At 54.8% G+C, this 25,320-nt stretch carries 26 protein-coding genes and 1 tRNA gene; 10 read left to right on the forward strand and 17 right to left on the reverse strand.

Annotation, left to right across the window (positions count from 1 at the left end; translation table 11 throughout):
• Positions 1-4 precede the first annotated feature (4 nt).
• The 3 genes from TH2_RS00900 (at position 5) to TH2_RS00910 (ending at position 3,358) form a co-directional block, all read left to right on the forward strand.
• The gene (locus tag TH2_RS00900) at positions 5-901 is read left to right on the forward strand and encodes a DMT family transporter (RefSeq protein WP_008888502.1); all 897 of its coding nucleotides are present in this window, start codon (positions 5-7) and stop codon (positions 899-901) included.
• Between the two features lie 190 nt (positions 902-1,091).
• Complete coding sequence (locus tag TH2_RS00905) at positions 1,092-2,480, forward strand: hypothetical protein (RefSeq protein ID WP_008888503.1); 1,389 nt, start codon at positions 1,092-1,094, stop codon at positions 2,478-2,480.
• Between the two features lie 116 nt (positions 2,481-2,596).
• Entirely contained in the window at positions 2,597-3,358 is a 762-nt protein-coding gene (locus tag TH2_RS00910; protein ID WP_008888504.1) for an SDR family NAD(P)-dependent oxidoreductase, read from the forward strand.
• 83 nt (positions 3,359-3,441) lie between these two features.
• Here the strand turns inward: TH2_RS00910 and TH2_RS00915 are convergent, their stop codons facing one another.
• From TH2_RS00915 to TH2_RS00925, 3 genes are all read right to left on the reverse strand, one after another.
• Positions 3,442-3,732 (reverse strand): 4a-hydroxytetrahydrobiopterin dehydratase, encoded by a 291-nt coding sequence (locus tag TH2_RS00915; protein ID WP_008888505.1) that lies wholly within the window; start codon positions 3,730-3,732, stop codon positions 3,442-3,444.
• Between the two features lie 91 nt (positions 3,733-3,823).
• Positions 3,824-4,459, reverse strand: a complete 636-nt coding sequence (locus tag TH2_RS00920; RefSeq protein ID WP_008888506.1) for a uracil-DNA glycosylase family protein — start codon at positions 4,457-4,459, stop codon at positions 3,824-3,826.
• Positions 4,460-4,462: 3 nt separating this feature from the next.
• Entirely contained in the window at positions 4,463-5,122 is a 660-nt protein-coding gene (locus tag TH2_RS00925; RefSeq protein WP_008888507.1) for a glutathione S-transferase family protein, read from the reverse strand.
• Between the two features lie 303 nt (positions 5,123-5,425).
• Between TH2_RS00925 and TH2_RS00930 the strand changes: the two genes are divergently transcribed.
• Positions 5,426-6,826 carry a leucyl aminopeptidase family protein gene (locus TH2_RS00930; protein WP_008888508.1) on the forward strand — a complete coding sequence of 467 codons (1,401 nt, stop codon included), beginning with the start codon at positions 5,426-5,428 and terminating at the stop codon, positions 6,824-6,826.
• 102 nt (positions 6,827-6,928) lie between these two features.
• Positions 6,929-7,276 (forward strand): MarR family transcriptional regulator, encoded by a 348-nt coding sequence (locus TH2_RS00935; protein ID WP_008888509.1) that lies wholly within the window; start codon positions 6,929-6,931, stop codon positions 7,274-7,276.
• 283 nt (positions 7,277-7,559) lie between these two features.
• Here TH2_RS00935 and TH2_RS00940 read toward each other — a convergent pair whose 3' ends face one another.
• From TH2_RS00940 to TH2_RS00970, 7 genes are all read right to left on the reverse strand, one after another.
• Entirely contained in the window at positions 7,560-8,267 is a 708-nt protein-coding gene (locus TH2_RS00940; protein WP_008888510.1) for a LysE family translocator, read from the reverse strand.
• A 143-nt stretch (positions 8,268-8,410) separates the two neighbouring features.
• Complete coding sequence (locus TH2_RS00945; RefSeq protein WP_157193750.1) at positions 8,411-9,016, reverse strand: hypothetical protein; 606 nt, start codon at positions 9,014-9,016, stop codon at positions 8,411-8,413.
• A gap of 170 nt (positions 9,017-9,186) precedes the next feature.
• Complete coding sequence (locus TH2_RS00950) at positions 9,187-10,821, reverse strand: ABC transporter ATP-binding protein (protein ID WP_008888512.1); 1,635 nt, start codon at positions 10,819-10,821, stop codon at positions 9,187-9,189.
• Positions 10,822-10,832: 11 nt separating this feature from the next.
• On the reverse strand, positions 10,833-11,864 hold the full coding sequence (locus TH2_RS00955; RefSeq protein ID WP_008888513.1) for an ABC transporter permease: 1,032 nt from the start codon (positions 11,862-11,864) through the stop codon (positions 10,833-10,835).
• Between the two features lie 2 nt (positions 11,865-11,866).
• Positions 11,867-12,985: a microcin C ABC transporter permease YejB gene (locus TH2_RS00960; protein WP_008888514.1), complete on the reverse strand. Its 1,119-nt coding sequence runs from the start codon at positions 12,983-12,985 to the stop codon at positions 11,867-11,869.
• A gap of 3 nt (positions 12,986-12,988) precedes the next feature.
• Positions 12,989-14,884, reverse strand: coding sequence for an extracellular solute-binding protein (locus tag TH2_RS00965; protein ID WP_008888515.1), 1,896 nt, complete (start codon positions 14,882-14,884; stop codon positions 12,989-12,991).
• A gap of 510 nt (positions 14,885-15,394) precedes the next feature.
• A complete protein-coding gene (locus tag TH2_RS00970; protein WP_008888516.1) occupies positions 15,395-16,315 on the reverse strand; it encodes a LysR substrate-binding domain-containing protein in 921 nt (306 codons plus the stop codon).
• A 168-nt stretch (positions 16,316-16,483) separates the two neighbouring features.
• Between TH2_RS00970 and TH2_RS00975 the strand changes: the two genes are divergently transcribed.
• Positions 16,484-16,693: a DUF1127 domain-containing protein gene (locus tag TH2_RS00975; protein WP_008888517.1), complete on the forward strand. Its 210-nt coding sequence runs from the start codon at positions 16,484-16,486 to the stop codon at positions 16,691-16,693.
• A 504-nt stretch (positions 16,694-17,197) separates the two neighbouring features.
• On the opposite strand, the gene TH2_RS00980 is transcribed toward TH2_RS00975, so the two are convergent.
• The 3 genes from TH2_RS00980 to TH2_RS00990 form a co-directional block, all read right to left on the reverse strand.
• A complete protein-coding gene (locus tag TH2_RS00980; RefSeq protein ID WP_008888518.1) occupies positions 17,198-18,475 on the reverse strand; it encodes a class I SAM-dependent methyltransferase in 1,278 nt (425 codons plus the stop codon).
• Positions 18,476-18,551: 76 nt separating this feature from the next.
• Positions 18,552-19,553 (reverse strand): NADPH:quinone oxidoreductase family protein, encoded by a 1,002-nt coding sequence (locus TH2_RS00985; protein WP_008888519.1) that lies wholly within the window; start codon positions 19,551-19,553, stop codon positions 18,552-18,554.
• A 137-nt stretch (positions 19,554-19,690) separates the two neighbouring features.
• Positions 19,691-19,996: a hypothetical protein gene (locus TH2_RS00990; RefSeq protein WP_008888520.1), complete on the reverse strand. Its 306-nt coding sequence runs from the start codon at positions 19,994-19,996 to the stop codon at positions 19,691-19,693.
• A gap of 349 nt (positions 19,997-20,345) precedes the next feature.
• Here TH2_RS00990 and TH2_RS00995 point away from each other — a divergent pair.
• Positions 20,346-20,435: transfer RNA gene (locus TH2_RS00995), tRNA-Ser, on the forward strand.
• A gap of 149 nt (positions 20,436-20,584) precedes the next feature.
• A complete protein-coding gene (locus TH2_RS01000; RefSeq protein ID WP_167549059.1) occupies positions 20,585-20,770 on the forward strand; it encodes a hypothetical protein in 186 nt (61 codons plus the stop codon).
• Between the two features lies 1 nt (position 20,771).
• On the opposite strand, the gene TH2_RS01005 is transcribed toward TH2_RS01000, so the two are convergent.
• Positions 20,772-21,278 (reverse strand): MarR family winged helix-turn-helix transcriptional regulator, encoded by a 507-nt coding sequence (locus TH2_RS01005; protein ID WP_008888522.1) that lies wholly within the window; start codon positions 21,276-21,278, stop codon positions 20,772-20,774.
• 82 nt (positions 21,279-21,360) lie between these two features.
• Here TH2_RS01005 and TH2_RS01010 point away from each other — a divergent pair, with 82 nt between their 5' ends.
• Positions 21,361-22,272, forward strand: coding sequence for an EamA family transporter (locus TH2_RS01010; RefSeq protein WP_008888523.1), 912 nt, complete (start codon positions 21,361-21,363; stop codon positions 22,270-22,272).
• A gap of 36 nt (positions 22,273-22,308) precedes the next feature.
• Positions 22,309-22,971: an NAD(P)-dependent oxidoreductase gene (locus TH2_RS01015; protein WP_008888524.1), complete on the forward strand. Its 663-nt coding sequence runs from the start codon at positions 22,309-22,311 to the stop codon at positions 22,969-22,971.
• Between the two features lie 78 nt (positions 22,972-23,049).
• Here TH2_RS01015 and TH2_RS01020 read toward each other — a convergent pair whose 3' ends face one another.
• From TH2_RS01020 to TH2_RS01030, 3 genes are read right to left on the reverse strand one after another with little or no spacing between them, the layout of a single operon-like run.
• Entirely contained in the window at positions 23,050-23,823 is a 774-nt protein-coding gene (locus tag TH2_RS01020; protein WP_008888525.1) for a pyrroline-5-carboxylate reductase, read from the reverse strand.
• Complete coding sequence (gene thpR / locus TH2_RS01025; protein ID WP_008888526.1) at positions 23,820-24,416, reverse strand: RNA 2',3'-cyclic phosphodiesterase; 597 nt, start codon at positions 24,414-24,416, stop codon at positions 23,820-23,822. Before thpR ends, TH2_RS01020 begins: the two co-directional genes overlap by 4 nt.
• 27 nt (positions 24,417-24,443) lie before the next feature.
• The gene (locus TH2_RS01030; protein WP_008888527.1) at positions 24,444-25,310 is read right to left on the reverse strand and encodes a pirin family protein; all 867 of its coding nucleotides are present in this window, start codon (positions 25,308-25,310) and stop codon (positions 24,444-24,446) included.
• Positions 25,311-25,320 lie beyond the last annotated feature (10 nt).

Consider the following 25,320-nt stretch of genomic DNA (forward strand, 5'->3'; position numbering starts at 1 on the left):
CGGCATGCGGACATGGTTCAACACCCAATCCGATGTGATGCGGGCAAGCTTTTTCGCGCTGTTTGCGGCCATTCTGGCGGCGTGTTTTACGCTCACCATCCGCTATGCCACCGAGGAGTTGCATCCCTATCAGGCGGTGTTTTTACGCTTTGCCTTTGGCCTGATCCTGATTTTGCCGATGGTGATGAAACGCGGGATTGGCAGCCTTGCCACCAAGCGCCTGCCTTTGTTTGGCTTGCGCGGGGTTTTGTCGGCAGCAGAGATGTGTTTGTGGTTTATGGCGGTGTTGTATTTGCCACTGGCAGAGGCGACGACGCTTAATTTCACGGTACCCCTGTTTGGCACCATTCTGGCCGCGGTGATTTTGCGCGAACAGGTGCGCATTCACCGCTGGCTTGCGATTGTTATCGGGTTTGTCGGTGTGGCGCTGATCATTCAGCCCGGGACTGATACCATGCAAGCGGCCAGCATTTTGCCGATTGCGGCGGCGATCTGCATGGCCAGTGCCGGGTTGATCACAAAGCGATTGGTGGCAACCGAGTCCACCACGTCGCTTTTGTTTTATCTGATGATCATCACCACACCGGTTTCCCTGATCCCGGCATTATTCGTCTGGCAGACGCCAAGCTGGTCTGCACTTGGCCTGATGGCGGTTGCCGCGTTGATGATGAATGTGATGCAGGTTTGCAACGTCAAAGCCCTGCAACTGGCCGATTACAGTTTCTTCGTCGGGTTTTCCTATTTGCGTTTGCCGATCATTGCGGTGCTGGCGCTGATGCTGTTTGGCGAAGTGCCCGATATCTGGATATTGCCCGGCGGGGCGATGATTATCGGGGCTGCGATCTATGTCGCCCTTCGGGAAGGAAAATTGAACAGCGAAGCCAGACGGATCGAACGGTAGCACGCTTCATCGACAAGCAATTGCGAACCACGTACGCCAACTTCTAAAGAGACCAGCAATTGGGAGTTTCAACCTGAAACCCGTAAGAACGAACCTTCTACCAATCCAACACCTTGCCAAACCATGTGAACCTGCAACAAAAAAAGCTACTATTGCACCAATTATCCAACAACAGTTGCGGACCTAACTAATGATAAAAGATACAGCGTTCATCGGGATAGGATCTGAGGAAACGTCGATTGATCCAATTCAGTACATTAGCAATTACAACATCTCTGAGCTCGATTATCTATTTTGGAACTCGGCAACTTTCAGCGATGAATTCAGCAGATATGTAAAGAATGTTTACGGCAGCTCTAGCGAGAATACTAGACAGCGGTCCTGCATTACTTACTCAGAAAAGACAGAAAATCTTATAGATTTTTCAGAAAATGGTGGAAACATTGTAATATTTACTGGAGGAGAAACAAAAATAAACATTGGGTTTGGAAGACGAGATGACCCATCATTACTTGAACATTTTCGCCTATCAAGAACACATGGTAAAAGATATAAATTTATTGAAAATGAAAAAATTAACAGAACGCTAAATGAAATATATTCAGAAATAAATTACTCATTTATAATAAAAAACAATAAAACAAAAACTTTGATAACAGTTCCCAGAACTGAAGAAGTAATATCTTCCTTTTATCTAACTGATGGAGGCGGAATTGTTATAGCGATGCCGCTACCTACTTCATCACCCCTCCCAGTAAGTAAAATTAAGACTCTGATATCAGATATTAAGGCCGAATTTTCAGAGGAAAATTCAAAGAGCGATCTTCCAAGACTTGCATCAAACTATCATCTACCGCTGGAACACCAAAAAACAGCTGAAAACAAAAAAATATCTGAAGAGATACAAGCTCTGCAGGCTCAAATAGATGAAAATAGGCTGATAATCTCGAAGGAGGCTGAATGGAAGCACCTATTTTCGTCACATGATGAAGCGCTTGAGAAAGCAGCAGCCAAAGCCTTTGAGGAACTTGGTTTTTTAGTGGGCTTTGGACCCAAAACTCACTGCGACATTGTCTGCGTAAAAGAAAAAACAATACTTGCAGTTGAAGTAAAAGGCCTGAAGAGAAGTGCAAAACCTGCAAACGTCAATCAATGTAAAAGATGGATTTCAGACATTGTAGGTGCTCTTGATTATGCACCAGACGACAAAGATAGCGTTCTAGAAGAATACGTTGATTGCCTTAAGAAACTTGGCGTCAAAAACCCGTCTTCTTCAGAAGAATGGGACGTCAAAGGTGTCGTTGTGATCAACACGTTTAGGAACAATTCACTCGAAGATCGAAATGATCCGAGCGAGCCTTCATTTAATAAGCAAGTTCGTGAACGGATGAAACGTGAGAACATCTGTGGAATGACCGGGATACAACTACTTAATCTTGTTATACGCATCACAGAGAACCCGTCAGAGAAAGAAAGTGTTTGCGAAACCATCATCAAAACTGCCGGACAAATTGACCTTAAAGAAGATTGGAAAACCTACATCAGCAAAGTTGAGATATGCGAAACAGACCCAAAATGAAGGCTCCAACCCCTGAACACTTAAAATCACACAGATAGCCGTTGCCGACAAAAGATATAATTTGGTATACAAATACCAAATTAATCAGAAGAGCGCGCGTCGGGAGGCTTCACGTCATGCAAATCAAGGGTTCGATTGCCATTGTTACCGGGGCTGCGTCCGGTCTTGGCGCGGCAACCGCCGAGACACTGGCGAGTGCCGGGGCACGGATCGCGGCATTTGATCTGAATGAAGACGGTGCCAAGGCAACAGCCGAGAAATTGGGTGGCGTTGGCTATGGCGTTGATGTTTCCAATGCCGAAAGTGTCGAGCAGGCGGTTGCAAAGGTGCAGGCGGATCTGGGCACACCATCGATCCTTGTGAACTGTGCCGGGATCGTGCATGGCGAACGCATTGTCGGGCGCGACGGCCCGGCCGATCTGGCCGCCTTTTCCAAGGTGATTACGGTCAATCTGATCGGCACATTTAACATGATGCGGGTTGCCGCCAACGCGATGAGCCAGAATGACCCGAATGATGCCGGCGAACGCGGGGTGATTATCAACACGGCCTCCATCGCCGCCTTCGAAGGGCAGATCGGGCAAGCGGCCTATGCCGCATCCAAGGGCGGGGTGGCATCCCTTACCCTGCCGGCCGCACGTGAATTGGCGCGCCATGGCATTCGGGTGGTATCGATTGCACCGGGCCTATTTGGCACGCCGATGTTAAAGGGCCTGCCTGACGAGGTTCAGGAAAGCCTGGCTGCCAATACGCCGTTCCCGAAACGCCTTGGCGATCCGTATGAATATGGCCGTCTGGCGATGCATATCTGTGAAAATGAAATGATCAATGGCGAGACCATTCGCATAGATGGCGCGGTCCGGCTGGAACCGAAATAGTCCCACACGATTTCGTTTCTTTATCCCGCAGCCAATGCGCCCTGCCGTCCCCCAGCGGCAGGGCGCAATTCATTTGGCAGGGCTTACTGACCAGAAGCCGTTTGGCAGAAGGTTGCCAGATCAATGTCCTTTTGCGTCACGCCACCGGCATCGTGGGTGGTCAGGGTCATTTCGACCTTGTTATAGACATTGAACCATTCGGGATGGTGATCCATCTTGTCGGCCATGAGCGCCACCCGCGTCATGAAGCCAAACGCGGCATTGAAATCGCCAAACTTGTAGACGCGCTTGATCGAAAGCCCGTCATCGGCAAGCGCCCATCCCGAAAGATCGGTCAGCGCCTTTTCGATGGTGGATTTTTCAAGTTTGCTCATATCTTGTGCCTCCTTAATGTTGGCCACTTGTCTTATGGACGCGGTCGTCTGGGCGCATTGGAACATAAAAACCAGCACAACCCAAATCGGTCTATGTCAGCAAGCCTTGCACACGTGATTGCAGCACCGGCAAAAGGTCGGCTTCAAACCACGGGTTCTTTTTCATCCAGGCGGTGTTGCGCCAGCTTGGATGGGGCATCGGCAGAATGCCGTCGGGCAGGAAATCGGCAAAGTGATGCACGGTTTCGGTCATGGTTTTGGCCCGGCGCCGACCAAGATAGCGTTCCTGCGCATATTGCCCGATCAAAAGGGTCAGGCCGATATCGGGTAAATGATGGCGCAGGGCATCATGCCATGTCGGCGCGCATTCCGGCCGGGGCGGCAGATCACCACCACGATCAAACCGGCCGGGATAACAAAACCCCATCGGCATGATGGCGAGTTTGGCCGGATCATAAAAATCATCGACTGAGAGTCCCAGCCAATCGCGCAAGCGATCCCCGGATGCATCGTTCCACGGCAGACCGGTTTCATGCACGCGTGTGCCGGGTGCCTGCCCGATCACAAGGATGCGCGCAGATTTCGCCATGCGCACCACAGGGCGCGGACCCAGAGGCAAGTGTTCGGCACAAATCCGACACGCCCGGACCTCAGACAGCAGCTTATTGAGCGACGCGTCCCCGCCCATCGGATCAATTTCGGGCAATTGTCCGCTCAACCCCGGCATGGGTTATTTTACCTCAGAGTCTTCAATCACCCATTCTTCGGCTCCGGCATCGGCATACCATTCCTTCATTTCCGGCAGGCCAAGGATGGTTTCCATATAGGCATTGCCGATCGGATCAAGGCTGACGCCATAGGTTTTGAACCGCGTTACCACCGGGGCAAACATGGCGTCCGCAATCGAAAAATGCCCAAACAGGAAATCACCGCCCTGCCCGAATTGGGTGCGGCACATCTTGAAGATTTCAGTGATGCGGTTGATGTCCTTGTCCACGCCTTCATTGCGGCCAAGGCCGGGCAGGCTTTTGCGGCAATTCATCGGCATGGAACTGCGTAAAGGCCCAAACCCGCCATGCATTTCAAGCGAGACAGCACGCGCAATCGCCCGCACATCGATATCAAGCGGCCAGAGCATGGTGTCAGGCTGGCTGTCGGCGATGTATTCGAGAATGCCAAGCGCCTCCCAGATGGTTTTGGTGCCATCAAAATAGGCCGGGACCTTGGCCGTGGGCGAAAAGACCGGGGCCTTGGCGTGCCATTCCTCGGAGCGGAGCGGGACCAGTTTTTCCTCGAACGCCACGCCGGCAACGCGCAGGCCAAGCCAGGCGCGCAGCGACCAGGAGGAATAGTTTTTATTGCCGATATAAAGCACAGGAAGGTTTTGCATGGCGGGACCTTTGGCGGTTGGCGCGATTGGCACATTTGATGACAGCGGCGAATACTATCTGGCCTTTGGGTGCTGTGTTCAAGCCAGACGTTCAAGCGTGGCTTTAAGCACAAAGCAGTGTTCGATTATGTGAATGAGTTTTGACCGCGGGGGATGGCAGCCGTAAGATCGGGTCACATATCTTGTGAACACATATTGCCGGTTCGTTTTGCTTGGGCAGTTGGTCTTTGGCCACTGCCCTTTCAGTCGACCGTCACCTGTCACCTATCACTCGTCACCCGTCACCAGCAGGGATGCCTTAAATTGTACGACCACATCATCGCCAACGATCCTTCTGCCACTCCGACCCCGATCACCCCGATTGCCGAAAGCGGTTTTGAAAGCTGGCTTGCCCAACAGCCGGACGCAACCAAGTCGTGGATTTCCGCCAACGGCTTTGAGGGCAAGCGCGGCACGCAGCTTTTGCTTCCCGGCAAAGACGGCGCGGTTGGCAGCGTTCTGGTCGGCTATGTTGATGATGCCAAGGCGATCTGGGATTTTGCCGGCTTGCCAAATGCGCTTCCGGCCGGGACCTATGCGCTTTCTGATGATCTGACGGACAAGGAAGATCTTTATGAAAAGGCCGCTCTTGGGCTTTATCTGGGGGGCTATCGCTTTGATCGCTATCGCAAGGATGACGGCAAAAAGGACAAGCGCGCCAAAATCGCCCTGCATGACATTGAAGCCGCCAAGCGGGCTGAAAACATAGCACGCGGCATCGGCCTTGCGCGCGATCTGATCAATGTGCCGGCCAATGACATGGGCCCGGCCGAACTTGAAGAAGCCGCCAGAGGCCTTGGTGCGGAATTTGGTGCCAATGTCAGTGCGATTGTCGGCATGGATCTTTTGGCCCAGAACTACCCGGCGATTCACACGGTCGGCCATGGCAGCGATCGCGACCCGCGCCTGATCGACCTTACATGGGGCGATGAAAATGCGCCGAAGATCACGCTGGTGGGCAAGGGTGTGTGTTTTGACACCGGCGGCTATGACCTTAAGCCATCAAGCAACATGCTTTTGATGAAAAAGGACATGGGCGGTTCGGCACAGGTTCTTGGCCTGGCACGCATGATCATGGCGGCCGACCTTCCGGTCCGGTTGCGCGTTCTGATCCCGGCGGTTGAAAACATGGTGTCGGGTCGGGCCTATCGCCCGAGTGATATTTTGCAAACCCGCAAGGGCATCACGGTTGAGGTCGGCAATACCGATGCCGAAGGACGCATCGTTCTTTCCGATGCCCTGACCGAGGCGGCATCGGAAGACCCGGACATGCTGCTTGATTTCGCGACCCTGACCGGGGCGGCACGTGTTGCGCTTGGTCTTGGTCTGCCGGCCCTGTTTTCCAATGACGATGATCTGGCCAACGGGTTGATGGAAACGGGGATGGCTGAAAATGATCCGCTGTGGCGTTTGCCGCTGTGGGATGATTATCGCAGCCAGCTTGATAGCAAGGCGGCCGATATGAACAATATTTCCGGCAGCCCGTTTGGCGGGGCGATCATTGCCGCGCTGTTCCTTGATCGGTTTGCCGAAGGCGCCAAAAGCTGGGCGCATATCGATCTGATGGCCTGGAACCCGTCTGACCGTCCCGGTCGCCCGACCGGCGGCGAAGCACAGGGCATCCGGGCCGCCTTCAAGCTCATCAAGGATCGTTACGGTAAGTAAACTAACCGTAAATTCAATTTTTTGGTAATTAGGCCTTTGACATCATGGCAGGGGTCAGGTAGAGATTACGTATTCGTAACAAATAAATTGTTGGGCACGAACATGTCGATCGAGATCAAAGCGTCTCAGGCGCTTGACCTTTGGCGTATCGCGATTGTTGAGAGTGTGCGTCGGGACTCCCCCGACCTGTCGGCCCGACAGATGGCCTTGTTGCTGAGCGTTTACCTGACCCCGGCGCCGCATACGGTGCGCGGCCTTTCCGAGGCGCTTAATATCTCCAAGCCGGCCATTACCCGTGCACTTGATCGTCTGAGCTCGCTTGGCATGGTCAAACGCAAGGTCGATGAAGAAGATCGCCGTTCGGTTCTGGTTCAGCGGACGGTCAAGGGATCGGTCTTCCTGCGTGAATTTGGCGATATCATCGTCGGTGCCGGTCTCGAGAGCGAATAATCCGGCCCCAGAAACAACCAAGAACAAATCGACAAGCGCCTGACGCCAGTCCGTAATTGACGCCCAAAGCCGGTTTCCAAGGCCACGTTTCGCAAAATCGGCCAATTAGGGCAGCAAAACTTCCCCATTTTAAATGCAGCAAATCTGATATGGCAAAAATTCGCTATATACAGACCAGTTGGTTTGTATCTGCGCCAATTGGCATGTTATGCGATTTCGATTTTCCAAAATGATATCAATGGTTTATCTGAAATTCTAATACAAAAGACCGGGCAAAACGACGTTATGGTGCCGTTGGCTGGTTTATCGCCTGTGCCGGGAGCGGATGCGTGTCCGCCATGGTTTCGGGCACCTCAATCAGCGCCAAAAGCCCCGCAGCAACGATCAAAACGCCACCTGACAGCCGTGCAATGACGTTATTGCCCCCGCGGCGCACCAGCCACGGCATCAGTTTTGCAGCCCCCATCGCGTAAATCATTACGAAACTGTAATCAAGTGTTACGAAGGTTACGCCCAGAATCAGCAATTGCGGCGCGAGCGGTTGGGATGGGTCGATAAATTGCGGAAACAGCGCCCCGAAAAAGGCAATCGCCTTGGGATTTCCAGCCGCGACCAGAAAGCCTTCACGGAAAAGGCGTAGTCCGTTTGCCGGCTCAAACCCCACCTGATTATTCGTTTCGATACCGGTCTTGATATTGATTTCCCTGGGTTTGCGAAGGAATGACATCAGCCCGATGACGAGCAGAAAGCCAACGCCGCACCATTTGACGATGGCAAAGGCGGTTGCCGATGTCGCCAGGACAGCGCCCAAACCAAGGGCCGCAATCAGCATCTGGATCATGTTGGCGGTGACATCCCCCAAGGCCGTCATCAAGGTCGGGCGCGCGCCATAACGCAGCGCATGCGACATGCCGATCAGGATGCTGGGACCGGGCGACATCACGACGAGGAAGACAAGCAGGGTGAAACTGAGCCAGATTTCAAACGACATGGTGGGGCAACTTTAGTGGCAACTCTGGTGACGTTGGCCCCGGATATCACAGCAGCAAGGATCGACAAGTGCCCGTTTGACAATGGCCCATGCGCAGGCTGCGACGCATGAGCATCGATACGCTTATCAGGGTAGGATTTTGGTTATTTGCGCGGCTTGGCGTCACCCGGCCAGAAATCATAAAACATGCGGATCTGAACCGAGCGCAGGGTATCGGGTGGCAGGACGCCCTGACCGGTGCGCAGAAGCTTGTTTTGCAGGGCCGCGAAATAGCGGTTTGAGACCGGCTGGAACGGGCTGAAGGGTGGTTCCTTGGCAATTTCCTCGCCATTTTCTTCGGCCAGTTTGGCGGCTTCGGCCTCGGCGGCGAGTTCTTCCTCCGTCTTGGGGGGTGGTGGCGGCAGAAGGCCGGGGGCTGTATATTTAAAGCCGCGCTTGCCCGGTTCGCGGTTTTCAAAGCGTTGCTCGGTATCGCGATACATCAGGCGTTGCAGATCGACCAGAAAGGCGTTGATGACCTTGGGCAGGCGTTGTTCGATAACGTCCACAGCCTGCCTGTTGGTGGCTTCCAGCCAGATGTTGAAAACGATCTGACGAATGGTGCCGCTGTTGCGCAAGACAATCGTCAGCGACACCGGATCAGGCACAACAACCGTATCGGGTATTTCAGGAACGGCTGGTTCTTTGGGTTCTTCGGTGTTGGTTTTGTCCGCAGAGGCGGTGCTGGCAAGGGCCGCGGGGGTCGCCATTGAAAATACAGCAAAGCACAGAGCCATGATCAGCACATGGCCGCAAAGACGATGTCCGGTTCGATTTTTGATCGCACGTGACAACATATTCAACCTTAAACCTGCCTTTATAGTCCTGTTATTATTGCCTTTTCATATGTTGTACCCGATCTTGACCCGGAATGCTGCCCCTAGTTTCTGACAAATTCCTTACCGGCTGCTTTGAGATCAAGGGCCGCGGCCAGCAGCGCCTTGGTGTAGGGCTGTTGCGGGTTATCAAACACATCGGCAGCAGCCCCGCTTTCGACCAGTTTTCCGTTCTTCATGACCATGACACGGTGCGACAATGCACGTACAACGCGCAGGTCGTGACTGATGAACAAGTATGCCATCTTATGGCGTGCCTGCAAATCACGCAGCAGTTCGACGATCTGGGCCTGTACCGACATATCAAGGGCCGATGTCGGTTCATCAAGTACGATAAAGCGGGGTTTTAAGACCAATGCGCGGGCAATCGAAATGCGTTGACGCTGCCCGCCGGAAAATTCATGCGGATAACGATCCATGGCATTTTGCGGCAGGTCGACTTCGTCAAGCGCCTCGGCAATGCGGGCTTCGCGTTCGGCCTGGGTCAGGTCGGGCGCGTGGATTTCAAGGCCTTCGCCAACGATCTGGGCGATGGACATACGCGGGCTGAGCGAGCCGAACGGATCCTGAAACACCACCTGCATATCACGGCGGAGCTTGCGCAAATCAGCACCGGAAAAATCGCGAATGTCCTGACCGGCAAAGCGGATGTCGCCGGTTGATTTCAGAAGCCTGAGGATCGCCATGGCGAGCGTGGTTTTACCCGATCCGCTTTCACCGACGATGCCAAGGGTTTCGCCCTGCTTAAGGGTCAGCGAAATCTGATCAACCGCGTGCAAATAATGATCGGGCCGCCCAAGGATGCCCTTGCGGCCAATCGGGAACTGCACATGGATGTTGCTGGTTTCAAGCAGCTCGGTGGCGTTTTCCGGTAATGCGGGGGCTTCGCCACTGGGAACGGCCGACAGCAGCTTTTTGGTGTAATCGTGTTTGGGATCGTCGAACAGCGCGCGCGCCTGCCCGGCCTCGACGATTTCGCCGTCCTTCATGACGCAGACGGTCTGCGCCATTTTCTGAACGATTTGCAGATCATGGGTGATCAAGAGCAGCGCCATGCCAAGCTTGCTTTGCAGATCCTTGAGCAGCTCAAGAATTTGCGCCTGAATGGTCACATCAAGGGCCGTGGTCGGTTCGTCGGCAATCAGCAGTTCCGGTTCGTTGGCAAGCGCCATGGCGATCATCACGCGCTGGCGCTGGCCGCCGGAAAGTTCATGCGGCAGGGCTTTCAGCCGTGACGCCGGATCGGGAATACCGACAAGTTCAAGCAATTCAAGGATGCGGGCACGCGCCTTGGCACCGCGCAGGCCTTTATGGAGGAACAACACCTCACCCACCTGCTTTTCGATATTGTGCAGCGGGTTAAGGGATGTCATCGGTTCCTGAAAAATCATGGAAATCCGGTTGCCGCGGATCTTGCGAAGGGTGCGTTCCTTGGCCCCGACCATTTCCTGCCCGTCAAAGATGATCGATCCTGACGGGTGGCTGGCGCGCGGATAAGGCAGCAATTGCAAAATCGAAAGTGCCGTGACCGATTTGCCAGAGCCACTTTCCCCGACAAGTGCCATGGTTTCACCGCGATCCAAGGTAAAGGACACATCCTTTACCGCCGTGGCATCGGCGAATTTGACCGAGAGGTCGCGAATGGCAAGGAGCGGCTGATGGGCGGATTGCGCTGTCATTGTCCTACTCCTTAGAACGTTTTACGCGGATCAAAGGCATCACGCACTGCTTCGCCGATAAAGATCAGAAGGCTGAGCATGGTTGCGATGGCAAAGAAGGCGGTAAAGCCAAGCCATGGCGCCTGAAGATTGTTCTTGCCCTGTGACAGCAGCTCGCCCAGGGACGGGGAGCCCGGCGGCATGCCAAGCGACAGGAAGTCGAGGGATGTGAGTGCGACAATCGAGCCATTCAACACGAACGGCAGGAAGGTGATGGTTGCGACCATCGCATTGGGCAGAACATGGCGATACATGATCCGGGTGTCGGTCATGCCAAGTGCACGCGCAGCCCGGACATATTCGAAATTACGCGCACGCAGGAATTCGGCACGGACGAGCCCCGTCAAACTCATCCAGCTAAACAACACGAGGATAAACAGCAACGTCCAGAAACCCGGCGCAAACAGGCTGGCCAGAATGATCAGGATGAAAAGCTGTGGCAGGCCTGACCAGATTTCAATCACGCGCTGGAAGCCAAGATCGACCCAGCCGCCGAAATAGCCCTGCACCGCGCCAGCCGCAATGCCGATCACGGAACTGACGGCGGTCAGTGCCAGACCAAACAGGATGGAAATCCGGAAGCCGTAGATCAGACGTGCGAGAACATCGCGGCCCAGTTCATCCGTGCCCAGCAAATGGCGCATTGAGGGCGGGGCTGGTTGCGGTTCACGCATTTCAAAATCGATGGTGTCATAGGAAAACGGGATCAAAGGCCAGATGGCAAAGCCGTTTTCGGCGATCTTGCCCTGAATATAGGGATCATAGAAATCGGTCTCGACATCGAAATCGCCGCCATAGGCCGTTTCGGGATGGTCGGAGATGATCGGCACGTACCAGTCATCGCCATATTTGACGAAGATCGGTCTGTCATTGGCGACCAGTTCGGCCACGAGGCAAATGACAAACAGAATGGTAAAGATCACAAGCGACCAATAGCCGCGCTTGTTGGATTTGAAGTTTGACAGGCGGCGACGGTTGAGCGGTGAGAGAACAGCATTGAACATGATCAATTCCCCCGCCCTTCGAAGTCGATCCGTGGATCCACCAGATGATAGCTGAGGTCACTGATCAGGTTCATGATCAGGCCAAACAGCGTGAAGAAATAAAGGGTTGCAAACATCACCGGATAATCACGCGTCATCACCGCGTTAAAACCAAGCAGCCCCAGACCATCAAGCGAGAAGATCACCTCGATCAGGACCGAGCCGGTAAACAGCATGCCAACCAGTGCACTGGGGAACCCGGCAATGATCAGAAGCATGGCGTTGCGGAAAACGTGACCATAGAGCACGCGCTTTTCCGTCAGGCCCTTGGCACGGGCGGTCACGACATATTGCTTGTTAATCTCATCCAAAAACGAGTTCTTGGTCAGCATGGTGAGCGTGGCAAAACCCGAAATCGTGAGCGCAATGATCGGCAGGGTCAGATGCCAGAAATAATCAACGATCTTGCCCCATAGGGACAGTTGTTCCCAGTTTGACGATGTCAGCCCGCGTAACGGGAACCAGTCAAGATAGGCCCCACCGGCAAACACCACGATCAGCATGACGGCAAACAGGAAGCCCGGAATGGCAAAGCCGACAATGATCGCGGCTGATGACCAGATATCGAAGTTCGAGCCATCGCGCACCGCCTTGGTAATGCCAAGCGGGATCGAGATGATGTAAATGATCAGCGTTGACCAGATCCCCAGCGAGATCGAAACCGGCATCTTGTCGATCACAAGATCGACCACATCGCGGTCCTGAAAATAGCTTTGGCCGAAATCGAAGGTCAGATAGTTCTTCATCATCATCCAGAAGCGTTCATGGGCCGGTTTATCAAAACCGAACTGTACTTCGAGCTGTCTGATGACTTCGGGATCAAGCCCCTGCGCGCCGCGATAGTTGGACGTCGATGAGAAGTTGTTACCCGATGCAGAGGATGAAGCAGTGCTGCCGCCGCCGCTATCGCCGCCCTGATTTGTGATGCGGGCGGTTGATGAAACAGCCGTTCCCTGAAGTTGGGCAATCACCTGTTCGACCGGGCCGCCGGGGGCGAACTGAATGATCGCAAAGTTCAACAGCATGATGCCAAACAGCGTGACCGGGATCAGAAGCAAACGCCGAATGATATAGTTCAGCATGGCCTAGAATCCCCCCATCTGCAGTTTGGCGGCCTTTTCCGGGTCAATCCACCAACGCATTATCGACATTCCCTTAAGCGGCACCGTGTCCGGGCGACCAAAGATGTTCCACCAGACCATGCGGTCCCCACCCAGATACCATTGCGGAATGACGTAATTCCCCCACAGAAGTACGCGATCCAGTGCGCGGGTCGCAGCCACCAGTTCTTCCCAGCTGTCGGCAGATGCAACATTTTCGATCATCGCATCGACCACCGGATCCTTGATGCCGGCAAAGTTGCGAGAACCGGGTTGATCAGCGGCCTCGGAGCTCCAGAACACGCGCTGTTCGTTGCCCGGTGTCAGGGATTGCGTCCACCAATGGGTGGTAACTTCGAAATCGAAGGCCTGAATACGATTGACCCACTGGCCGGTATCAATCAGGCGAATATCCATCTCCACGCCAAGCTGTTTGAGGCGCGATTTGACCACCAGCGCGATCTTTTCAAGCCCCGGCTGGCGAATGATCAGCTCGAACCGGAAGGGCTGCCCGGTTTCCTTGTTGACCAGAACCTTGTCGCGTACTTCCCAGCCCGCTTCGTTCAGAAGCGTCATGGATTCACGCAGGGCCTCGCGGCGCCCGTTCGGGGCATCAAAGTTTGGCAGCTTATAGGGTTCGGTGAACAACCTTGCGGGCAATTGATCGCGATAGGGTTCAAGCAGTGCCAGTTCAGCACCGGTCGGAATACCGGTCGCCGCCAGTTCAGAGTTGGCAAAGAAACTGTCGGTGCGGTGATAGGCCCCATAGAACATTGCACGATTAAGCCACTGGAAATCGAGCCCGTATTGCAGCGCGCGGCGCACGCGCTTGTCGGCAAACAGCGGATTGCGCGCGTTCAGGACATAGGCCTGCATGCCTGTTGGCAAATGATCAGGCATGAATTCCTTTTGGATGTCACCACGCTGAACCGCAGGCGTGTCATAGGCTGTGTTCCAGTCACGCGATGAATGCTCAGACCGGAGCATATATTCACCCGCCAGAAATGCCTGACGCTGCACTTCCATATCAAGATAGGTGTCATAGCGGATGGTATTGAAATTGTTCTGCCCGCGATTGACCGGGAGGTCGGCTGCCCAGTAATCCTTGACCCGTTCATAGGTGATGCGTCGGCCAGCTTCGATGCTGGCAACCTTATAGGCCCCGCTGCCGACCGGGATTTCAAAGGTGGTTTTGGCGAAGTCCTTACCTTCCCAGAACTTTTTCGGCATGATCGAAATGCCCGCCACGGTCATCGGTGTTTCGCGATTGTTGCCCGGCTTGAAAGTGAATTTGACGGTCAGTTCGTCAATCACCTCGGCCCCTTCGATCTGGGAAAAATACTGGCGGTAGACGGGACTTCCCTTTTCGACCAGCACTTCATAGGAAAACACCACGTCTTCGGCGGTGATGTCGCTGCCGTCCTGGAAACGCGCACGCGGATCAAGATGGAAGATGGCATAGGACCGGTCGTCCGGCACCTCGATCGAATGGGCAATCAGGCCATACATGGCGTAGGGCTCGTCCGCGCTTGAAACCATCAGGCTGTCATAGATCAGACCAAGGCCCGCAGCCGGATTGCCCTTGAGCGTAAAGGGGTTAAGCGTATCAAAGGCAACGATGGAGGACTGCACCAGCGTGCCGCCCTTCGGCGCATCGGGGTTCACATAATCAAAATGGTGGAAATCCGGACCGTATTTCAGATCGCCATACAGCGAAATACCGTGTGAGCGGGTGGTCAGCGGTGCCAGATCGGTCTCGTCAACAGCCACTGTCGGTGCCGGGTTCATCACCGGCTTGTCAGCACCTTGCGCAATTGCGTTATGTAAAGGCAGTGCGACCGAAAGCAGGGTCAGTGCACTGGCAAAAAGGATGGATGTCATGGCGCCCCCGCGCCGCTTCCTGCCCGGCATTGTCATGCTGGCTGCATACGAAATCATGTGATTGTCGTCTTTCCCTGATGCAAGCTGATCACTGTTCTATTATGTGGACTTAGGGTCAGGCCCTACTAATTTGGTTTGAATGGTCGATCATATTTGTGCGGATACGCGAAGCAAAACCGCAGGAAGATAAATATCTTTCAAGGTTTTGCGACAAAGTGCCCCATGCAAATATGATCGATCCAGAGGACAGAGTTTATATTTGCAAACTCCGACGTCAAACCCCTTGTGCGGGATTCCAACCCGCCCAGCGGGCTTTTCCTTGGATTTCACAAATATAAACTCTGCCATTCCAATCAAATTAGTAGGGCCTGACCCTATTCCACGCGGCGCAATCAACGGTCACTTCGCGATGCCCCCTGCCCACGTTGTCTGTGAATGATGCCACACTAGAACCACCTGATAGTCACCGTTAAATCGTTCAATTTCAAGGCACCATCACGTGAGTTTGGTTTATCGCGCATCTTTTTGCGTCAGTTTTCGCCGCGCGGTTTCAAGCTTGATCTCTGACATCAACCAGTCACGGAACGCCTTGACCTTGCGCCGTTCCAGACGCCCGCGCGGATAACACAGCGAATAGGCATATGGACTGTCGACCGGCAGATCAAACGGCACGGTCAGGCGATTGGTCACAACATATTCCCCGATCATAGCCGGATCGGACACCACAACACCAAAGCCACTTGCCGCGGCCTCCATGGCCATATCAAGGGTGGCAAAAACCGGCCCCTTGGTGCCGTCCACCCCCTTGATACCGGTTCCTTCAAGCCAGATGCGCCAGTCTTCGCGCTGGGCAGAGCAGTGCAGAAGCGTCACACCCGCCAGGTCTTCGGGGGTTTTGAGTTGCTTGGCCAGATCGGGATGACAAACCGGCAACAGCCGTTCACCGGTCAGAAATTCGTGCACCAGCTGTTCGTTGCCATGATCGGCAAAGCGGATGGCGATATCGACCTCGTTGAAGTCAACCGATGCCAGATCATCGTTATAGGTGCCCAACTGGACCTGAAAATCGGGATATTCCATCTGAAACCGCCCGAGCCGCGGCACGATCCAGCGCATGGAAAATGTCAGCGGTGCCGAAACAGACAGGTGGGTGTCATCGGCACGGTCTTCGACCTTGGCAACCGCGTCTTCGATGGCATCAAAGGCCGGGGTGAGGGCTTCAAGAAGGTTGCGACCGGCGCGGGTCAACCGCAGGCTTCTGTGGTGGCGCTCAAACAGCTGGCGACCCAGAACTTCTTCAAGATGCTGCACTTGCCGACTGACCGCCCCTTGGGTCACGTTAAGCTCATGTGACGCTTTGGTGAAACTTTCGAGACGACCGGCCACTTCGAAGGCACGGAGCGCATTTAGCGGCAATGGGCGGCGTTTCATGACAGTGACTTTGCATGATGAAAACTCATGCAATGATGACAAAAGGTGGTTTGAGCGCAAGTATTTTTTCGGGTAACTCTGGGTTTAACGAGATTAGTACAGACGCATCGTGGATGCGCGGGCCGCTGAATCGCTGAGAGCAGGCCTGATTTAAAGAGGATTAGAATCATGGTTGCTATCACCAAAGAAGCAGGCGCATTTGTCGCCACCCGCCGTAACCACACTGCCACCAGCCTTCTGGACTTGGCGCGCACTTGGCTTAAACGCCACGACCTGCGCCAGAAGCTGGCCGACATGGACGCACACATGCTGCGCGATATCGGCTGGACCGTCTATGACGCAAAACGCGAAGCCGCCAAGCCGTTCTGGAAAGCTTAACCCGCGCAACAGCGCACCAACTGAGTATTCTGTCATGCAGAACAACGTATCGCCGCTTCACAGCGCAATTACCTTCCCGCTTCAGGTTCTGATTGAAGCCCTGATGGACGCGTGGAAAGGCATCAGCCTTAAATAAGGCTCTAGGGTCAGAACCAGTTAATTTGGTTCGAATGGTTAACCTGATTTGTGCGGATACGCGGAGCAAAGCCGCAGGAAGATTTATATCTTTCAAGACTTTGCGACAAAGTTGCCCGTGCAAATCAGGTTAATCCGCAGGACAGCCTTTATCTTTGCAAACTCCCGCGTCAAAACCCTTGGCCGGGATACCAGCCCGCCCGGCGGGATTTTCCTTGGATTTCGCAAAGATAAAGGCTGCCATTCCAATCAAATTAACTGGTTCTGACCCTACTAATCCCTGAGCGCAATTCCAGCTCCCCCCGCTGGAAAGTGCGTATTTAAATGTCGGTCGCACCCCCTGTGACCGACATTTTTTTTTGCTTTGGGCTATTTCTTTTCCGGGTGGCGCAGATACATCAGGTTTGCGGCATTGAGTACCGAATACATCACGGCAAACTGGGCATTGAATTCGAACTTTTCCGGTTTGGGATCAAACAGTTCGTAGATTTCACCGATCGAGCGTTTGCCATCAATCCGCGACAGGATCGCAGGCGATGCCGAGGGCATGGTGCGGGTCACTGAAAGGCCGGTAAAGGTGATCTTGATATTGCCGGTCTTGGCGACGGATCGGGCGAGTGCCGCGCCATCAACACGGGTGAAGGTCGGGATCAGTTCCGGCGACGGGACCGGTGGTTTGACCTTGTTCTTGGCCTTGACGACATAAAAGGTGTGCTTGGTGATGTTGCCCGCCATCAGTTCGGCCAGGGCCGCGCGTTCGCGAAATGGTACGTGCATTGCCTTATCAAGTACATCATGGCGTGAACAATAGGTGGTCGGGTCGTAGCGCATCGGTTCGATAAAGTTTTGCAGACGCAGACCAGCCGCCTCGACAAAATCAAACACCTCGTCGACGCGATAGGCACGGTCCTGTTGGTGCAACAACAGGTCATAGAACCCGGCATCACCGCCATGGATGTGATCACCGACAAACGGGTTGCGCTTGAGCCAGTTGGTCCCGGGCAATGAATTAAACAGCGCCTTGCCGAAATTCAGGCGCTTGGCCCCGCCGGCCTCGGCATTAAGGCGTTCCATCATTTCCTGCATGTGATAGACGCCCTGACGACCCAACTCGCCATAGACCATCAGGCCCATCCCGCCATTGGGTTTCAGCGCATCGGCAAGCGCCCTGAGCCCGGCATCGGGATCGGGCAGGTGATGAAGCACCCCGCAACAATCAATATAGTCAAACGGGCCATATTCAGATGCCAGATCGACAAAGGATCCGGTCACAAACGTGACGTTCTTTTCCAGACTGCGGCGCTTGATACGGGCTTCGGCAATTGCGCGCGAGCTTTCGGACAGATCGATATAGACGATCTCGGCCTTGGCCTTGCGGTCACGGGCCTGCTGGGCCAGCATGACCAGCGCATCGCCGGTGCCACCACCCGCGACAAGGATTTTGATTTTGCCACTTTTGGTCTGTGCCGATGGATCGCGCCCGCCAAAGACAAAATGCACGACCTCGTCCCAGTTGCCCGGTGATCCGGTGATCAGGCGCTTGTCCTCATCCTCGGGATTGCGGGCCGGATAGGGATAGGTTTCATACTGATCACGGGTCTTTGCAGAAGACTGGACGTGATCGGGCCTGTTTTTGTCGTCGGGCATTCGGCGATTTCCGGCAGAGAAGTGGTTGGGACGGGCTCATCCTATACCAGCAAAGTGCGTATTGAAATCCGCCTATTTACCTGTTTGGGCGGCAATCAATCACCAGCTTGCCGGTCGCCGTGCGTTCGCGAATGGCCGTCAGGGCATCCATCGCATCTTCGAGGCGATAAACCGCCGAGATCATCGGCCGGATCGCTCCGGATTTCAGGCGTTCCAGCAGCTCCGCCATGCCCGCTTGCGCGATATCGGGATTTTGTTCGAGATAGGCGCCGAAATAAAAACCGATTGCGGTGACATTCTTGACCAGCAGGATATTGGCCGGGATTTGCGGCACGGTGCCGCTGGCAAAGCCAATCAGAAGCATCCGCGCACCGGGCGCAACGCAGCGCAGGCTTTGATCAAAGACATCACCGCCAACCGGATCATAAACAACATCGACGCCTTTGGGCTGGCCAAGGCTTGCCGTGATTTCGCGCACCCGGTCGCGGATGTTTTCCGATTTATAATCAATGACATGGTCCGCACCATGGTTGCGCGCGATCTGGCATTTGTCCGCCCCACCGGCCGTGGCAATGACGGTTGCGCCCAGAAGCTTGGCACATTCGACGGCGGTCAAACCGACGCCACCAGCCGCCCCATGCACCAGAACGATCTCGCCCGGTTTGATATCGGCGCGATACTTCAATGCAAACCAGCTTGTGCCATAGGCGATCTGAAAGGCTGCTGCGCTGTTGAAATCAACACCGTTCGGAAGCGGCATCACAAGACTACCGTCGGCCACGACCTGTTCGGCGTAACCGCCCCAATCGGGCATGGCCATGACGGCATCACCGGGTTTGACATGGCTGACATCATCGCCAACCGCGCGCACCGTGCCGCTAACTTCAAAGCCGGGGGAAAAGGGACCTTCGGGACGTTTTTGATATTTGCCTTGCAGGATCAGGGTATCGGCGAAATTGACCCCGCAGGCGGCAACATCAATCAGGACCTGACCGGGTTGCAGGATCGACGACGCCTGATCAGGGACATCCACCCATTGCGGTACTTCGCCAAATGCGCTGCAAATCCACGCCTTCATCCCGGTTTTCCTGCCTATTGTTGTCCTGACTATCGGCAGTGTGCCGACTGCACCGCGTGCAGACAAGGCGACAAAGGACTAAACCGGACGAAAACCGGCAACAACCCGGTAGATACGGAAATCTGGCGAATGGAAGATCAGAAAATGCGCTGACGCTTGCGCTTGCGGGTCAGCAGAAGAAGGATGGCGGATGGCACAAACAAGACAACCAGGGCCGGTGCCAGCAGGATCGGCACAAAGATGGTGTCCCATGCCCAAACGGAAATGTAGCGCTGGATCACGGATTGCAACAGGTTCAGGCTGCCGGTATCAAGGCGATACCAGAGCTCGCCGGCGGCGACCAGACGAAAACTTCCTGTTTGAAGCGCGGTAATGGAGTCATCGACCAGCACAGCAATGCTGGCAAAAAGCAGTAACCATCCCAACGCCCGGAAAAACCACATTATCCGCTCCAAGCGACCTGTCAGGGTCGGTATATTAGAAAAACAACAACAAGCCTAATGGTTTGCAGATAAAGGGTAAAGGGATGCATTTGTATAACAAAACATTACCCATGAGTTGCAAACACCTGACACCAAACCTTACGGATCAGACATCAACAAGAAGTAAAGATGCCGACAACGCCCCGTTTACCAAGGGTTTGCGGCGATTAAATGTCAGAAACACAGGCCATTTTACAGACCAATCCGTGGGATTTACGCAAAGTGAAAAAAGAGGCTGATTGGGCCTTGTCAAGCGCGGGCGTCTCGGCTAATGTCCGCCCGCTTTCGCGATAAATCAAAGATCGCATGTGGAGAGGTGGCCGAGTGGTTTAAGGCGCACGCCTGGAAAGCGTGTTGGGGTGTAAGCCCCTCAGGGGTTCGAATCCCCTCCTCTCTGCCACTGACACAAAAAGCATTTTTCCAAGACATACAGGCAAGATCAACCGGCACATATCCATGTGTCAGGTTCTGATTTGTCGCGTGTTTTGCACGGCTCCTGACAACAGGCTGTCAGGGCGTATTGATCATAATGTGCTTTTGCAAGGAAGCATGATGATCAAATACCTTTATCCAGACGGCAGCCACTGTTATCGCGCCCTGCATACAGCACACGCAATCTTTCGCAATGCGGATGGCAAGCTGATCGCCCGCGCCGAAAAGGCGGACGGATCGGGCATGTATGAGTTTGAAATCGCAGGCTTTGAGCTTTTAAGCCCAGGGATCGTTTATGACTGACCTAGCTGTTTTCTGAATTCTCGGCAGAATTCATTGCCGCCAGCCATTTGCGTAGCAGACCATCAAGCTGTTCGAGTTCCTTTGCACTTAGTGCTTCGAGCATCTGATGCTGGTTGGCGACATGCTCGGTAACGGCAGCGTCGATCAGCTCAAACCCCTTGTCCGTCAGGGCAATGACAAAACCGCGCCCGTCTTCCGGGTTGCGCTGGCGGGTGATCAGCCCGGCCTTTTCGAGCCGGTCAAGACGGTTGGTCATGGTGCCCGATGTCACCATGGTCCAGTCAATGAGCTCTGATGGGCTGAGCGCATAGGGCGGGCCGGACCGGCGCAGTGTCGCCAGAACGTCAAAACTTGCCAGCGACAGATCGTATTTTTTGAAAACACGTTCATGTGCGGCACTCAATTGGCTGCGCAGTCGTCCTATCCGGCCAATGACGCCCATTTGGGTGACATCAAGGTCGGGTCTTTCACGGCGCCACTGCGCAAGAATGCGATCAACTTTATCCATGGTTCGGATTCTTTTCAGAATTTTATCTTGACGTCAAGATTTCTGAATATATCTTGATGTCAAGATAAATGGAGATACCACCATGAGCCGAACAACCGATTTATGCCTGACTGCTCTTGCCCCGATCATTTGGGGCAGCAGCTATATCGTCACCACGGAAATGCTGCCTGATGGCTTTCCACTGACCGTCGCCCTTCTGCGTGCTTTGCCGGCCGGCTTGATCCTTTTGCTTGTTGTGCGGCAACTGCCGACTGCTGGCTGGCGCGCCCGCGTGTTTATTCTGGGCGCGCTGAACTTTGCCGTTTTCTGGTCAATGCTGTTTGTTGCGGCCTATCGCCTGCCGGGCGGCGTGGCAGCGACACTTGGCGCGATCCAGCCGTTGCTGGTGCTGTTTTTGGCGCGCTTCGCGCTGGGATCCGAGATCACCATCCTGGGTGTTATCGCCGCCATTTCCGGCTTGATCGGGGTGGCGATGCTCGTACTTGGCCCGACCAGCAGCCTTGATCCGATTGGCATTGCCGCCGCCCTTTTCGGTGCCGCATCCATGGCGGCTGGCACCGTCATGACCCGCAAATGGCAACCACCGGTATCACCGTTGACCTTTACCGCCTGGCAATTAACCGCAGGCGGGATCCTTATGATCCCGGTAGCCCTGATCCTTGAGCCCGGCTTCCCGGTCCCGACGGCAACCAATCTTGCCGGTCTGGTGTGGCTCGGTCTGATCGGGGCGGCCCTGACCTATTACCTGTGGTTCCGGGGCATTGCGCGGCTTGGCCCGACGACGGTGACAAGCTTTGGCTTTTTGAGCCCGACCAGCGCGGTTTTGCTGGGCTGGATCATTCTGGGCGAGGCCCTGAGCCCGCTTCAGATCGCAGGCGTGATTGTTGTACTGGCCAGCATCTGGCTGGGTCAGCGGGCGGCCCGTCCTGCGCCTGCACCATTGGCGGAACCAGCACCAGCCGCGATCAACGAACCCGCCCCGCGCACCACATAAAAGCAAAACGCCCCACAGATATAAAGGAAACGTCCAATGAAGATTGTCTTGTTTGGTGCCACCGGTGATGTCGGTACTGCCACCCTGCACGAAGCCCTAAAACGCGGCCATAGCGTCACCGCGATTGCGCGCAATATCCACAAACTGGCCGATGTGCCTGATAGCGTCGCGCGCGAAAGCGTTGATGTGCTGGCCAAGCCGGACCGCGTTGCCGAGCTGATGGCAAGCCATGATGTGGCGATCAGCGCACTTCGCCCGATCAGCGGATCAGAGAGTTTGCTGGTTGAGATGACCCGGGTGTTGCTGGATGCGGCGCGTAAAACCAAAGCCCCGATTTACCTGACCGGTGGGGCTGCGACCCTGAAACTGGCTGATGAAAGTGGTCATACGGTTCTGAGCGCGCCCGATTTCCTGCCCGATGCTGTGCGCCCGATAGCCGAGGCCTGTGCACAGCAGGATGCGCTGTTTGATCAGTATGACGATGTGCAATGGACCTGCCTGCGCCCGCCGGCGATGCTGATTGAGGGGCCGTTGACCGGGCACTATGCGCGCGGCACCGATACGCTGATCCCCGATCACGACGGGGTTGCCCGGATTTCCTATGCCGATTTCGGCTATGCCATGGTTGATCTGATCGAAACCGGCAATGGCGGGCAGCAACGCCTGACGGTGGGGTATCAGAACAAGGCGGCGGCCTGAACCCGCCGTACGCATTATATAAGGAACAGCAAAACGGGCGGCCTTGTTGGTCGCCCGTTTTGCGTTGCCCAATGGGGATTACGCAGATGCCTTGATCCGGGCAAAGACTTCATCAAGGGCGGTATGAAGCGCATCTGTGCCCTTTTCGCGGATGAAGGTTTGCGCGACCTGTTCGTTCAGGCCACCGGCAGTGACGTGGCCCTCATAAAGATCAGCAAAGCTTTGATCGGGGGATTTGTTAGTGTTCCCGGCAAGGCCGGAAAACAGGGCGGCAAGGTAGCGCCTGGCATCGGCATAGTCGGAGCCCTGGTTGACCATCCACTGGGCGGCACTTTCAAGCACGGTAAAATAGGTCGCCATCAGGGCACTTCCCGTCGCGTAGCCATCAAAGGCATCGATGGTTTCAGCCGCCACCGCCCCGCCGAGTTTTTCAAACAGGGCCATGACATCGGGTGAGCCGGGATAGACCGCCGTGACACAGGCATGATGTTCGACTGGTGGTAATGGAATGGCGCGATCACATTGCGCGTTGGTGCCAAGCCATACTTTGAGATCAGAAATCGGGATGGTGGCGATCAGGCTGACAATCTGTTTGTCATCCGGCACGCGAAGGGCGGACAGCACATCACCGGCAATTTGCGGCAGAACCGCAAGAAAGATCATATCGGACTGATCAATGATCGCCTGATTGTCGTCTTCGACCCGGACCCGGTCAAAGTCGGCGGCGAGCTTTGTCGAGATATGTTCGCTTCGGCGCGAAACGATGATTTCATCTACGCGACAGTCAGATTTCAAAAGACCACGAATGACCGCATCGCTGATCGCACCGGTTCCGATAAAGCCAAGTTTCATTGAAAATCCTCTGTGACAAAGGCGTCAGTCAGGTCCGGCTCCTTGATCGGGCCGTCCTTGCCATCATAGGCGGCGATCACGCGAAATTCGGGACCGTCCGCCGTTGCGTGGCTTTCATACAAACAGAAACGATCGACGGTGAACACCCGTGATGACAGATCGCCATGATCGACAATCGCCTGTTCGATGGACGCACGCGCCGCATCGCGGTTACGCCCCAGTGTGATATGCGGGGTGAATTTGCGCATATCCATATCGGGGCATTCATCAAGCGCAAGAAGCGCGTTTTCCACCCGATTGGCGAGAGTACGCAAAGCTGGTTGATCCTTTACCCCGGCCCAGAAAATGCGGACCTTGCGGTTGGATGCAAACATATCAAGGCCCGATACCTGCAGATCAAAGGGCTCAAACGCCACTTGTGACAGGGCCTGATCGATTTCGCTGGCAAGACCGGGATCGACATTGCCGATGAATTTCAGCGTGATGTGCATGTTTTCCGGGGTTTGGGCATCAAGCCCCTTGATCGCACGCCCCAGCGGATAAAGGTCGGTCGCAATATCGTGGGGAATTTCCACACCAACAAACAAACGCATGTCTTCAATCCAATTCTGATGCGGTAATTAGCCGGTCGAACGATCAGGCAGCGGCAAAGCATCGTCTTCGCCATCAATTTGCGGGAACTTGCCCGCCGCCCAATCGGATTTGGCGGCTTCGATCCGTTCCCTGGTGCTGGCGACAAAGTTCCACCAGATATAGCGCCGGCCAACCGGCAGGCCGCCCAGCAACATCACCCGGCAACCGGTTTTGGCAACGATATCGGGGATTTCTTCGGGTGCGACATAGATAAAGCTTTCGGGCTTATAGCTTTCGCCGTCAATCAGAAGCGTGCCCGATACGACGTAAATCGCCCCTTCCTGATTTTCACCAGGCAGAAGAAGCTGCGCGCCTTCGTCCATTTCGACATCAAGGTAATAAAGCTTGGATTTGACTGGGACCGGGGCGGTTTTGCCAAAGGCCTCACCGGCGATCAGGCGCATGTGATGCCCGGCATCCTCGATCACCGGCAGGTCATTCTTGGCCACATGATAAAAGGCGGGATCTGATTCCTCTGCCTCATCAGGCAGCGCGACCCAAAGCTGCAAGCCATCAAGTTCATGAACGGAATTGCGGACCGCATCGGTTTCGCGTTCGGAATGGGTAATGCCGTGCCCGGCACTCATCCAATTGAGATCGCCCGGTGTGATTTCAAGATCACTGCCCAGACTGTCGCGATGGAGGATCGCGCCCTTGAACAGATAGGTCACGGTCGCGAGACACGTATGGGGATGCGGCGGAACGTCAATGCCCTGACCGGGTTGGAATTCGACCGGCCCCATATGATCGAAAAACACGAACGGACCAACAGAGCGCACATCGCGATGGGGTAAAACGCGACGCACGGAGATACCCCCCAGATCGGATTCCTTGCCAAAGATCAGCTTAACCATATGTCGCCTC

Source organism: Thalassospira profundimaris WP0211 (genome assembly GCF_000300275.1).
GTDB lineage: Bacteria > Pseudomonadota > Alphaproteobacteria > Rhodospirillales > Thalassospiraceae > Thalassospira > Thalassospira profundimaris.